Consider the following 12,426-nt stretch of genomic DNA (forward strand, 5'->3'; position numbering starts at 1 on the left):
CCGTGGATGCCCGATGCTTGAAGCATGCACACCGACACCGAGCGCTGCGTGCGGGCCGTACAGTCGAAGGACGCCCGTTTCGACGGCTGGTTCTTCACGGCAGTCCTGACCACCCGGATCTACTGCCGGCCCAGCTGTCCCGTGGTGCCGCCCAAGGTCCGCAACATGACGTTCTACCCCAGCGCCGCGGCCTGCCAGCAGGCCGGATTCCGGGCCTGCAAGCGATGCCGGCCCGACACCAGCCCCGGCTCACCGGAGTGGAACGCCCGAGCCGACTCCGTGGCCCGCGCCATGCGTCTCATCCAGGACGGGGTGGTCGACCGGGAGGGCGTACCGGGTCTCGCCGCGCGGCTCGGCTACTCGGCCCGGCAGATCGAGCGCCAGCTGCTCGCGGAGCTCGGCGCGGGCCCGCTCGCGCTGGCCCGCTCCCAGCGTGCCCAGACCGCGCGGGTACTGATCGAGACGACCGGACTCCCCATGGCCGAGGTGGCGTTCGCGGCCGGGTTCGCCTCCATCCGCACCTTCAACGACACCGTCCGCGAGGTCTTCGCGCTCGCCCCCGGGGAACTGCGCACCCGTGCCGCACGCGGCGCCGGAGCGGCCGAGGCCCCCGGAGTCATCACCCTGCGGCTGCCGTACCGCGCCCCGCTCAACCCCAGCAACCTCTTCGGGCACCTCGCCGCGACGGCCGTCCCCGGGGTCGAGGAATGGCGTGACGGCGCCTACCGCCGCACGCTCACCCTCCCGCACGGACACGGCATCGTGGCGCTCACACCGCGGCCCGACCACATCGCCTGCCGGCTCTCCCTCACCGACCCCCGTGATCTCACCCAGGCCATCAGCCGGTGCCGCAGGCTGCTCGACCTGGACGCGGACCCCGTGGCCGTGGACGAGCAGTTGCGCTCCGATCCGCTGCTCGCGCCGCTGGTCGACGCGGCCCCCGGCCGCCGTGTGCCGCGCACGGTCGACGCCGCGGAGTTCGCCGTGCGCGCGGTGCTCGGCCAGCAGGTCTCCACGGCCGCCGCCCGCACCCACGCCGCCCGCCTGGTCACCGCCCACGGTGTGCCCGTCGACGACCCCGAGGGCGGCCTCACCCATCTCTTCCCGTCCCCGGAGGCCCTGGCCGTACTCGATCCCGAGACCCTCGCCCTGCCGCGCAGCCGCCGCACCACGCTCACCACCCTGATCGGGGCGCTCGCCGACGGCACGCTCCACCTGGGGGAGGGCACCGACTGGGACGCGGCCAGGGCCGAACTGGCCGCGCTGCCGGGCTTCGGCCCCTGGACGGTCGAAGTGATCGCCATGCGCGCGCTCGGGGACCCGGACGCCTTCCTCCCCACCGACCTCGGCATCCGCCGGGCGGCCGAGCAGCTCGGCCTCCCCGCGACCCCCGCGGCGCTCACCGCACGCGCCGCGCAGTGGCGGCCCTGGCGTGCGTACGCGGTGCAGTACCTGTGGACCGTCGACAACCACCCCATCAACCACCTGCCCGTCTGAGGGCGTAAGGACGAACCATGACCGCCACACCCACGGTGACCAGGCAGCACACGGTCATCGACAGCCCGTACGGGGCCCTCACCCTGGTCGCCACCGACGGCGCACTGGCCGGCCTGTACATGACCGGACAACGCCACCGGCCGCCGGAGGAGACCTTCGGCGAGCCCGACCCGCGGCCCTTCACCGAGACGGTCCGCCAGCTGGACGCGTACTTCGCCGGAGAGCTGAGGACGTTCGACCTGCCGCTGCACCTGGGCGGCACCCCGTTCCAGCGCGGCGTCTGGGCCGGGCTCCAGCAGATTCCGTACGGCGAGACCTGTTCGTACGGTGAACTGGCCGAACACCTCGGCAAGCCCGGCGCCTCCCGTGCGGTGGGCCTCGCCAACGGCAAGAACCCGATCGGGATCATCGTCCCCTGCCACCGGGTCGTCGGAGCGTCGGGAAGCCTCACGGGGTACGGCGGCGGGCTGGAGCGCAAGCAGCGGCTGCTGGACTTCGAGCGGGGGACCGGGGACGAGGTACAAGCCCTGTTCTGAGGGCCCGACCGGCCCCTCGTACGGATCAGCCCGTGAAGATCTCGACGACCGACCAGATCGCGAGTCCGAGCATGCACACCCCGCCGATGCGCTGCACGGTCTTCAGAGGCACCCGCTTGGCGATGAAGCGCCCGGCCAGCAGGGCCAGCGCCGAGACGGACATGAGGGCGGCGGCGGCCCCGACGGCCGTGGACCAGGTGCCGTTGCTCGCGGCGAGGTTCGCGGTGGTGATCTGCGTCAGGTCGCCCCACTCGCTGATGAAGACGGCCATGAAAGCGGTCGAGTAGACCGGCCAGAAGCCGGTCACGGTCTTGATCTCGTCCTCGTCGTCCTCGTCACCGCCGCCACTGCGCAGCAGCATGAACGCGCCGAAGGCGAAGAGGCAGGCCGAGACCAGCTTGACGATCCAGTCGGGCAGGAGACCGATCAGTCCTCCCGCGCCGACCGCGATGGCGACATGCACGATGAAGGCGGACGACGTGCCGAACCAGACGTACAGCGGCCGCATGCGCGTGCCCATGGCCAGGGAGGCGAACATCGTCTTGTCGGGGAGCTCCGCGAGGAAGATCAGCCCGAAGGCGGTGAGGATCGCCAGGAGGTCGAGATGCATTCCGGGTGGCTTTCTGTACGAGCCGGGCCCCGGGCCTTTCGCGAAGCGCCGCTCGGGCTTCTCGGAGGACCACTCGGCCCGGCATGACGGCAGCGCCCGCAGGACGCGGGTGTGTCATACCTGACCGAAGGTCTCGCCCGCCCGTAAGGATCTACGAGCCCGGCCACCGGGAACCCGAGGGCTCCAGCGTGTCGACGACCGGTTTGCGGGGCTACTCCCCTTCGCAGCCGTCAACACTACCCCACCCGGGGGCCCGGACCCTCGGGGGAGCTGCTCGGTACAGTCCTACGGTGATCAGCCGCGCCACCACCGGGAGTTCCTCCGCATGAGCCGCCGCACCCGCAGGCCCGCCGCCGGGCCGGGACCTTCCCGGCCCACCGTCAGCGTCTGCCGGGGCTGCTGCTGCGGCACCCCGAAGATCCCCGGTGTGGACCACGCCGGGCAGCTGGCACAGCTGCGGGAGTCCCTCGACGGGGTCGCCACCGTCCGTGCCGTGGAGTGTCTGGACGCCTGCGAGCAGGGCAACGTCATCGTGGTGCAGCCCTCCGCAGAGGGGCGCGGCGCCGGTGGCCGGCCGGTCTGGCTCGGGCTGGTGAACGATCCGCACGCCGTCGCGGACATCGTGACCTGGGCGGGGGACGGCGGACCCGGTCTCGCCGATGCGCCCGAGATCCTGGACCTGTACGTGTTCAAGCCGTCGCGCCGGGTCCAGGGAGGCCTGAAGGAGTAGGGCCGCGGCGGAAGGTGCCGCCGCGGCGCCGGCGGCCGCCGGAAGGCGTCCCCCCACCGGAGAACGGCGCCCTGATGCCCCCTACCGGCGGTCGCCCCGGCCCAGGGTGTCCTCCAGCCAGTCGAAGACGACCTCGCAGTGCTGTTGCGGCGCCATCGGGGAGCAGTGAAGCTGGGCACCGGTGGCCGCCCGCATGAGCCGGTACTCCTTGCGGGTGCGCAGCAGCTCGAAGAACTCGCGCGGCTGACCCGGGTAGAAGACCTCGTCGTCGTAGTCGAGGACCAGCGTGGGGCACGCGATGCGGCCCACGACCCCGGTGATGTCGAGCGCCATGATCCGCTGGGCCGGTGTCCAGAAGTCGGTGAAGAGACGGCCCTGCCGGGCGGCGAGCATCGCCGGGATCGAGAAGGGCTCGATCCGCTTCTTGATGACGAACTGCTCGGACGGCGTCAGTTCGGGGGCGACCTCCTCGTTCCAGATGCGGTTGGTCTCCGCCTTGTCGGGGGTGACGATGTCCCGGAGCTCCTCCGGGAAGCCCAGCCACGGGGCGAGGCAGCCCGGCAGTGCGGCCAGAGCGGCGATCCGGTGCTCGAAGGCCGCGGCGCGCGGTGCGAGGTCACCGCCCATGGACAGGCCGGTCAGCGCGATCCGGCGGGCGTCGACGTCCCCGCGACGCTCCAGCCAGTCCACGAGCGGCGAGACCACCTGCTCCCAGCGCGGGCTGAAGACGAGCTGGTCGACGAAGAGCAGCTGGCCCTGGCCGGGGCCGTCGTAGACGAGCGCGTTCCAGCCGCGGGCGAGCGCGGCGGAGACCCCGTAGGTCCACATGTCGACGTTCGGGCCGTCGCTGCCGTTGGTGAGGATGACGGTCGGCCGGGGCTTGCCCGACTCGTCGGGGCGGAAGAACCAGACGGGAATCGATGCCCCGCCCCGGTAGGGGACCTGCTCGGTGATCGCCGCCGGCGTGCACAGCCGGGCGAAGGTGTCCCAGGCCCGGCGCCCCGCCAGATACAGCTTCTTCTCGTCACCCGGGGTGTCCGAGCCGAGGACGAAGAACAGCGCCTGCCCGTAGTACTGGGCGGCCCGCAGCGAGTGGGCACGGCGTGTCTCCCGGTGGGGCGAGGCGGCTGCCGTCAGCCGTTCGCCCCAGCGCCGGAACTCCGCGGTATAGGTCTGCTCGCTCGCCCCTGCGGCGTTGATGGCGTTGACGGCGGTCAGCACCTCCCCGACCTCGGCCGCACCGTACCCGGCGCCGCCGAGCGCGAGCAGCGCGTTGAAGTTGAGCCCCGGGTCCGTGAACAACTGCATGGCACCGGGCGTCGACGACGCGGCAGGTGCCGAAGGCGGGGCGGAAGCGTCGGCGCCACGCTCCGTCACGAACGCCGGTGCCGAGCTCGCCGAGGCCGCCGACGCCGCGGACAGCACGGCCGCCCCCGCCCCGGCTGCGAGACCGGCGAGCGCGCCCCGTCGGGTGGGCGCCTGAGCACGGCCTGTGTATGCGTTCGTCATGGGACCGAACGTAGGAGCAGGCCCTTCCGGTGACCGGCCGCCACTCCCGACGGTCCTCCGAACGGACCCCCGGCAACGCCGGATCGGGTCCTGGGGGGAGGAGGAGGTGCGTCGGCCGTACGGGACGACCTCCTTGCCCAGGCCGGTGCACCGGAGCAGCGCACCACGAAACCGGCCGTCGAGGACGCGGACGGGCACAGCCAACGGTTGTCCTCCGGCAGGTGCCGGAGGACAGGACCGGGATGAACCGTGTCCACCTCGACGCCCCTGCGGCTCCGGAACCACAGGGAGACGAGCGGATGGCGGCGCCGGCGGTCGAGTGCGACCGGCTCGTGACACCGGGAGGGAGGCGGGACACCCGCCGCACGGCGGCGACTCGCCGCGCCGGGCGGCGGAGTCAGTGGGGCATGGCGGCAGCTCAACGGCAGGCCAGGGCGGTCATGGACAGCCATGGGCAGAGAGGGGGTGGTCCGGATAGGGTCGGGGCGGCGCGACTGCCTGTTCGAAAGCAAAGGATGCAAGGTGACGGACGGAGCAGTGATCGAGACCGCCCGCGTGCTCGTCGCGGCGGACAAGTTCAAAGGCTCGCTCACGGCCGTACAGGTCGCGGAGCGGGTGACGGCCGGACTGCGGCGCGTCGTCCCCGAGGTGCGGGTCGAGACCCTGCCCGTGGCGGACGGCGGCGACGGCACGGTCGCGGCGGCGGTGGCCGCCGGGTTCGAGCGCCGCGAGGCGCGGGTGACCGGACCGCTGGGCACACCCGTCGACGCGGCGTACGCGGTGCGCGGCACCACGGCCGTGGTGGAGATGGCCGAGGCATCGGGCCTTCAGCACCTCCCGGCGGGGCAGTTCGCCCCGCTCACGGCCACCACGTACGGCTCCGGCGAACTGCTGCGGGCCGCACTCGACGCGGGCGCACGGACGATCGTGTTCGGGGTCGGCGGCAGCGCCACCACGGACGGCGGCGCCGGCATGCTCGCCGCGCTCGGTGCCCGCTTCCTGGACGCGGACGGCAAGCCCGTCGGCCCCGGCGGCGGAGGGCTCGCGGAGCTTGCCGAGGCCGATCTGTCGGGGCTCGACCCCCGGCTGACGGACATCGACCTGATCCTGGCCAGCGACGTGGACAACCCGCTGACCGGCCCGAAGGGCGCCCCCGAGGTGTACGGGCGGCAGAAGGGCGCCACCGAGGACGACATCGCGGTCCTCGATGCGGCGCTCGCCCACTACGCCTCCGTCCTGGGACCCGAGCACGCCGCGCTTCCCGGGGCGGGCGCCGCCGGAGGCATCGGCTACGGCGCGCTGGTCGCCTTGGGGGCACGCTTCCGGCCCGGCATCGAGGTCATGCTCGACGTCCTGGGCTTCGCCCCGGCGCTCGCCCGCGCCACGCTCGTCGTGACCGGCGAAGGATCGCTCGACGAGCAGACCCTGCACGGCAAGGCACCGGCGGGCGTCGCCGCGGCGGCCCGTGCCGCGGGCGTGGAGGTCGTCGCCGTCTGCGGACGGCTCGCCCTGCCGCCCGAGGCGCTGGAAGGGGCCGGGATCCGGCGTGCCTACGCCCTGACGGAACTCGAACCCGATCCGGCGGTCTCCATGGCACAGGCCGGCCCCCTGCTCGAACGCGTGGCCGAGGCGATCGCCCGCGACTTCCTGTCGTGACGCACAGCCTCCTGTCGTGACGCACAGCGGTGAGGGGCGGGCCCGCCCCTCACCGCGGCGTCGCCACCGACAGCCGGAAGGCCTCCAGGGCCAGCATGACCTCGACCAGCTCGCGCGGCCGTGACAGCGACCGTGACGTCAGCTGCTCCAGCCGCCGCAACCGGTTCAGCACGGTGTTGCGGTGGCAGTACAGGAGGCCCGCCGCCCGCCCCGCGGACCCCCCGCAGTCCAGCCAGGCCTCCAGCGTCCGCACCAGCAGGTCCCGGTCGGCCGGGTCCAGGCCCAGCAGCGGGCCGAAGACACTCGCGACCAGCCGGGCCGCGAGCTCCGGCCGGCTCACCACCAGCGCTGCCGGCAGCCGCTCCTCCAGCCGCACGATCCGGGCCGTGCCCGGGGGACAGGTCAGCAGGGCCACATCGGCCAGCCGGCGCGCCGACCCAAGCTCGGCCAGCGAGTTCACCGCCGGGCTGATCCCGCCCGGACCCGGACACCGCTCCACCATGACCGCGACGAGCTCGTCCGTACCCCGCTCTCCCAGGGCCACGACCACGATCTCGCAGTCCGCCCGCATCCGCCGGAGGAACGTCATCCCGTCCGCGTCCATGACCGGACGGGCCGGCCCGCCCCCCGTCCGCAGCACCGCCACCGCGTAACGGCCCTGCTCCGGCAGCCCCAGACCGGCCGCCGCACGCGCCGCGAGTCCCGGCGTGGACCGGTCCTCCAGGAGGGCGTCGAGCAGCGCCTGGACCCGTTCGTCACTGCGCCGCTGCATGTCATCGCTCCGTTCCGCAGCCGGGCCGCTCATGGCTCGTGACGATGCCACCCGCCGCGAGGCGTACGACAGCGGATGTGCGCGCCTCTGTGCGCGTGCACAACCGCACCCTTCCCACGCTGGTCAGCCGCAGCGATTGCGCCGCGGACCGTGGACGCGCGGCCCGCCCCCCTGCTGGTCTGTGGCACCACAACGACCAGTCGGAAGGAGGAGGACGCATGGCAACGCTCGAGATCCGCGAACTGTCCGTGGGCTACGGCCCGGTACGGGCACTGCGCGACGTCTCCGTCGACGTGCCGGCCGGCGCGATCACCGCGGTACTCGGCGGCAACGGCGCCGGTAAGACCACGCTGCTGCGGGCCGTGTCGCGGACCCTCGGCTTCCACCGCGGGACGGGCACGGGCACCATCCGCTTCGACGGCGTACCCCTGGACGGGCTGAGCCCCGCCCAGGTGGTGGCCGCAGGAGTGATCCAGGTGCCGGAGGGGCGACAGGTGTTCGCCCGGATGACGGTGGCGGACAACCTGCGGGCCGGTGCACTCGGTGCCCGGGGCGGGCGCAAGGCGACGACCGCGGCCCTCTCACGCGTACACGAGCTGTTCCCCGTCCTCGCCCAGCGCGCCCACCAGCGTGCCGGGCTGCTGTCCGGTGGGGAGCAGCAGATGCTGGCGATGGGACGGGCCCTGATGGCCGGGCCACGCCTGCTCCTGCTCGACGAACCGTCCCTCGGCCTCGCGCCGTTGATGGCGGCCAGGATCGCCGAGACGATCCAGGAGATCAACGCGGCGGGCACCTCCGTCATGCTCGTCGAGCAGAACGCGGCGATCGCGCTCAGGCTCGCCTCCACGGCGTACGTCCTGGACGTCGGCGAGGTCGCCATCGAGGGCCCGGCCGACGATCTCGCCGCCTCCGACGAGGTACGCCGCCGCTATCTGGGCGTCGTCGACGAGGAGGCGGCCGAGGTCGCGCGGCAGGCCGTCGGCGGACCCTCACGCACCCTGAGCAGGTGGTCCGCGTGACAACCGCTCCGGCCACCACGGCCCCCGTCACCGCCCCGGCCGCACTCGCCGTGCGCGACGTGACCGTCCGCTTCGCCGGGCTCACCGCCCTCGATGCGGTCTCGTTCACCGTCGAACCCGGCAGCGTGCACGCCGTCATCGGACCCAACGGCGCCGGCAAGTCCACCACCTTCAACGTGCTCTCCGGCGTCTACCGCGCCACCTCCGGTTCGGTGCACCTCGGGTCCACCGAACTCACCGGCCTCGCCCCGCACAAGATCGCCGGCCTCGGCGTCGCGCGCACCTTCCAGAACCTGGCGCTGCCCCCGCACGCCACCGTCGCCGACAGCCTGCTGCTCGGCCGGCACCGCCTCACCCGCGCCGGGTTCCTCGCCAGCGGACTGCGGCTGCCGTCCGCGGCCCGCGAAGCGCGGCGCCATCGCGAACGGGTCCGAGAAATAGCCGAGTTCATCGGCCTGGACAAGGAGCTGGAGCGGCCCGCCGGTGCACTCCCGTACGGGAAGCAGAAGCTCGTCGAGCTCGGCCGTGCGCTCTGCATGGAGCCGCAGGTGCTGCTGCTCGACGAGCCCATCGCCGGTATGACGGCCGACGAACGCCGTCGCGTCGCGGCCGTCGTCGCGGACGTACGCGACAGCCTCGGCATCTCCATCGTGCTCGTCGAACACGACATGGGTGTGGTGATGCGGCTCGCGGACGCCGTGACCGTACTCGACTTCGGACGCAGGATCGCGGGCGGCACCCCCGCCGAGGTCCAGAACGATCCGGCCGTCGTCCAGGCCTACTTGGGGACACAGGAATGACCACCTTCATCGAACTCCTCCTCGGCGGACTCTCCATCGGATCGGTCTACGCACTGATCGCGCTCGGCTTCGTCGTCATCTTCAAGGCCACCGAGGTCGTCAACTTCGCCCACGCCTCCCTCCTGCTGGCGGGCGGATACGTCACCGCCGTACTGCACGACGACATCGGCTTCTGGCCGGCGCTCGGCGTCGGGATCGCGGGCGCCGCGGTCGTCGGCTCCGCCGTCGAGTTCTTCGTGATGCGCCGCTACCGGGGCAGCGACCACAGCGTCCTCGCCATCGTCACCATCGGCGTCGACATCCTCATCACCACGGAACTCACCCGCCAGATGGGCACCGAGGTCCTGTCGCTCGGTGACCCCTGGGGGGACGACGTCGTCACCATCGGCGGCGTCACCCTGGCCGAGACCCGCATCGCGGCCTTCGTCGTCGCGGGGCTCCTCATCACGGTGTTCCTGCTCGCATTCCGCTACACCTCGTGGGGCGTGTCGATGCGGGCCGCCGCCGAGAACCCGCAGACCGCGGCCCTGATGGGCATCAAACTCGGCCGGGTGTCGCTGTCGGCCTGGGCGGTCGCCGGGGCACTCGCCGCGGTCGCCGCGCTGTTCCTCACCGTCTTCCCCACCCCGGGCCTCGAGCGGGCCACCTCCTTCGCCGCCCTCAAGGCCTTCCCGGCGGCGATCCTCGGTGGCCTCGACTCGACGACGGGTGCGCTGGTCGGAGGGCTCATCGTCGGAGTCACCGAGTCACTCGCCACCGGCTACCAGAGCGATCTCTCCTTCCTGGGACGCGGCATCGGAGACCTCGCGCCCTATCTCGTGATGGTGATCGTCCTGCTCATCCGGCCCGCGGGACTCTTCGGTACGAAGGAGCTGGCCCGTGTCTGAAACCGTCAAGGACGCCGGGACGCCCGCCGAAGCCGGCGTCACCCAGGCTCCCGTGCCGCCCGGCTCGGGGCGGTCGCTCACCGGAAGGCTGCGGCACCCCCGTCCCTACCTGTGGCTCGCCGGCTCCGTCCTGCTCCTCCTGTTCCCGTTCTACCTGGACCGCTTCTGGCTCCAGGCCGGACTCTTCGCGATGGCCGCCGCGATCGGGGCGATCGGCCTCAACCTGCTCACCGGCAGCACGGGCCAGCTCTCCATGGGCCACGCCTTCTTCCTCGCCGTGGGGGCGTACGGCTACTGCATCCTGGCCGGTGAGAGCAGCAGCGAGAACGGCCACGAACTCTCCGGCCTGGGCCTGCCCACCTGGCTCGCCGCGATCCTCGCCGTCCTGCTGGCGGGAGCGGTGGGCGGACTGTTCAGCCCGATCGCCGGCCGGCTGCGCGGCGCGTACCTCGGTATCGCCACGCTCGCGCTGATCTTCATCGGCCAGCACGTGCTGTTCAACGCGGGCTCACTCACCGGCGGTTTCAACGGCCGTGCCGTGCCCCCGCTCTCACTGTTCGGGTTCACCTTCGACGACACCGAGGTGGTCGTCGCCGCGGTGCCCTTCGAGTCCTCCGAGAAGCTCTGGTACGTGGGACTGCTCGCCCTCGCCCTGAGCGGGCTCTTCGCCCGCGGGGTGCTGCGCGGCAGGCCCGGCCGGGCGCTCAACGCCATCCGCGACCACCGGATCGCCGCAGGCGTGATGGGCGTGCCGGTGGCCAAGTACCGGGCGGGGGTCTTCGTCCTCTCCTCGATGTACGCGGGCCTCGCAGGTGTCCTGCTCGCGCTGGTCTTCCAGCGGACCGTGCCCGAGTACTTCGGCATGGTCCTGTCCCTCGAGTACCTCGCCATGATCGTCATCGGCGGGCTCGGCAGTGTCGCGGGGGCCGTCGTCGGCGCCGCGTTCGTATCGCTGCTCCCGCAGGTGCTCACCCACTACAGCGACTCCCTGCCCCTGGTGTCCGCCCCCGGTACGGGCGGACTCACACCGGGTGAGGCGTCCCGCTATCTGTACGGCGCCGCGGTGGTCGCGGTGGTCCTGTTCCTGCCCGGCGGCCTTACGCGTCTGAAGAATCCAGGGGAGAAGAAATGAAAATGCGTGTGTACGGAGCGGTCCTTGCGGCGCTCACCCTCACCCTCGTCGGGTGCAGCGAGAAGGCCGGGAAGGGGGATGCCGCCGGTACGGACAAGAGCGGCGTGAAGACCGGTGAAGGGGTCACCGACTCCAAGATCACCCTCGGAGCCCTCACCGACATGACAGGGGTGTACGCATCGCTCGGCAAGAGCGTCACCCAGGCCCAGCAGCTGTGGGTGAAGGAGACCAACGCCGCGGGCGGCATCTGCGACCGGCAGATCGAACTGACCGTCCGCGACCACGGCTACGACCCGCAGAAGGCCATCGCGGCCTACACGGAGCTGGAGCCGGATGTGCTGGGCTTCGCCCAGTTCATCGGTTCCCCGTTCGTCGCCGCCGTCGAGCAGCGCATCGACGGCCAGGACAAGGGCATCGTCCTGCCGCAGGCATGGTCGGCGAACCTCCTCGGCTCCAAGTACGTCCGGGTCATCGGCGCCACGTACGACGTCGAGACGATCAACCTGGTCGACTTCCTGCTCGACGAGAAGCGCGTCGCCAAGGGCGACAAGATCGGTCACGTGTACTTCGAGGGCGACTACGGCGAGAACGCCCTGGCCGGCTCCAAGTACGCGGCGAAGGAGGCGGGCCTCACCGTCGTCGAGCAGAAGATCAAGCCGACCGACAACGACATGACCGCCCAGGTCTCCGCGCTCAAGCAGGCGGGCGTCAAGGCGATCGTCATCAGTGCCGGACCGCGTCAGGCGGCCTCACTGGTCGGCGTCGCCGCCGCCACGGGCTTCAACGTCCCCGTCGTGGGCAACAACTCGGCCTACGCGCCGCAGCTCCTGGCGACCCAGGCGGGCCCGGCCCTGCAGAAGGACTACTACATCGGTTCCTCCACCCTGCCGATCGGTGACGCGGCGGCGGGCCCGTCCAAGCTCTCCAAGGCGTACGCGGCCCAGTACCCGAAGGACGGCCTCGACAACGGAGTTGTCGCCGGATACAACGCGGCGGCCGTCTTCGGGGAGGCGCTGAAGAAGGCCTGTGAGTCCAAGGACCTGACCCGCGAGGGTGTCGACAAGGCCCTGCTCACCATCAAGGGCTTCGGCAGCGACTTCGGGATCTCGCACGACTTCACCGACCCCGCGGCCCCGTCGACCAACCAGACCGTCATCATGAAGCCGGATGCCAAGACCCCCGGTGGTCTCAAGGTGGTCCGCCCGGCCGAGGTGTCGCCGGCCGCGGAGGGCTTCGCGTCCAAGTCCTGACCCCCCGTACGCAGTGACGGGCCCGGCC

The 12,426-nt window shown here is 72.1% G+C and carries 12 protein-coding genes; 9 read left to right on the plus strand and 3 right to left on the minus strand.

Annotated elements, in window-relative coordinates:
• The first annotated feature begins 24 nt into the window (after positions 1-24).
• Both ABZS61_RS29365 and ABZS61_RS29370 read left to right on the plus strand, forming a co-directional pair.
• Complete coding sequence (locus ABZS61_RS29365) at positions 25-1,497, plus strand: AlkA N-terminal domain-containing protein (protein WP_356427716.1); 1,473 nt, start codon at positions 25-27, stop codon at positions 1,495-1,497.
• 17 nt (positions 1,498-1,514) lie between these two features.
• Positions 1,515-2,033, plus strand: a complete 519-nt coding sequence (locus ABZS61_RS29370; RefSeq protein WP_356427718.1) for a methylated-DNA--[protein]-cysteine S-methyltransferase — start codon at positions 1,515-1,517, stop codon at positions 2,031-2,033.
• A gap of 25 nt (positions 2,034-2,058) precedes the next feature.
• Here ABZS61_RS29370 and ABZS61_RS29375 read toward each other — a convergent pair whose 3' ends face one another.
• Entirely contained in the window at positions 2,059-2,643 is a 585-nt protein-coding gene (locus ABZS61_RS29375) for a TMEM165/GDT1 family protein (RefSeq protein WP_356427720.1), read from the minus strand.
• A gap of 325 nt (positions 2,644-2,968) precedes the next feature.
• Between ABZS61_RS29375 and ABZS61_RS29380 the strand changes: the two genes are divergently transcribed.
• Positions 2,969-3,373 (plus strand): (2Fe-2S) ferredoxin domain-containing protein, encoded by a 405-nt coding sequence (locus ABZS61_RS29380; protein ID WP_356427722.1) that lies wholly within the window; start codon positions 2,969-2,971, stop codon positions 3,371-3,373.
• Between the two features lie 81 nt (positions 3,374-3,454).
• Here ABZS61_RS29380 and ABZS61_RS29385 read toward each other — a convergent pair whose 3' ends face one another.
• Positions 3,455-4,882 (minus strand): alpha/beta hydrolase, encoded by a 1,428-nt coding sequence (locus ABZS61_RS29385; RefSeq protein WP_356427724.1) that lies wholly within the window; start codon positions 4,880-4,882, stop codon positions 3,455-3,457.
• Between the two features lie 540 nt (positions 4,883-5,422).
• Between ABZS61_RS29385 and ABZS61_RS29390 the strand changes: the two genes are divergently transcribed.
• On the plus strand, positions 5,423-6,538 hold the full coding sequence (locus ABZS61_RS29390) for a glycerate kinase (RefSeq protein ID WP_356427897.1): 1,116 nt from the start codon (positions 5,423-5,425) through the stop codon (positions 6,536-6,538).
• A gap of 49 nt (positions 6,539-6,587) precedes the next feature.
• Here ABZS61_RS29390 and ABZS61_RS29395 read toward each other — a convergent pair whose 3' ends face one another.
• Complete coding sequence (locus ABZS61_RS29395; RefSeq protein WP_356427727.1) at positions 6,588-7,310, minus strand: helix-turn-helix domain-containing protein; 723 nt, start codon at positions 7,308-7,310, stop codon at positions 6,588-6,590.
• Positions 7,311-7,528: 218 nt separating this feature from the next.
• Between ABZS61_RS29395 and ABZS61_RS29400 the strand changes: the two genes are divergently transcribed.
• The 5 genes from ABZS61_RS29400 to ABZS61_RS29420 are packed head-to-tail and all read left to right on the plus strand — an operon-like array spanning position 7,529 to position 12,398.
• Positions 7,529-8,329: an ABC transporter ATP-binding protein gene (locus ABZS61_RS29400; RefSeq protein WP_356427730.1), complete on the plus strand. Its 801-nt coding sequence runs from the start codon at positions 7,529-7,531 to the stop codon at positions 8,327-8,329.
• Positions 8,317-9,129: an ABC transporter ATP-binding protein gene (locus ABZS61_RS29405; protein ID WP_356427733.1), complete on the plus strand. Its 813-nt coding sequence runs from the start codon at positions 8,317-8,319 to the stop codon at positions 9,127-9,129. Before ABZS61_RS29400 ends, ABZS61_RS29405 begins: the two co-directional genes overlap by 13 nt.
• On the plus strand, positions 9,126-10,016 hold the full coding sequence (locus ABZS61_RS29410; protein WP_356427735.1) for a branched-chain amino acid ABC transporter permease: 891 nt from the start codon (positions 9,126-9,128) through the stop codon (positions 10,014-10,016). Before ABZS61_RS29405 ends, ABZS61_RS29410 begins: the two co-directional genes overlap by 4 nt.
• 52 nt (positions 10,017-10,068) lie before the next feature.
• The gene (locus ABZS61_RS29415) at positions 10,069-11,148 is read left to right on the plus strand and encodes a branched-chain amino acid ABC transporter permease (RefSeq protein ID WP_356427900.1); all 1,080 of its coding nucleotides are present in this window, start codon (positions 10,069-10,071) and stop codon (positions 11,146-11,148) included.
• Complete coding sequence (locus ABZS61_RS29420; protein WP_356427738.1) at positions 11,145-12,398, plus strand: ABC transporter substrate-binding protein; 1,254 nt, start codon at positions 11,145-11,147, stop codon at positions 12,396-12,398. The genes ABZS61_RS29415 and ABZS61_RS29420 overlap by 4 nt, the downstream gene beginning before the upstream one ends.
• Positions 12,399-12,426 lie beyond the last annotated feature (28 nt).

The organism is Streptomyces sp. NPDC005566 (assembly GCF_040605575.1).
Taxonomy (GTDB): domain Bacteria; phylum Actinomycetota; class Actinomycetes; order Streptomycetales; family Streptomycetaceae; genus Streptomyces.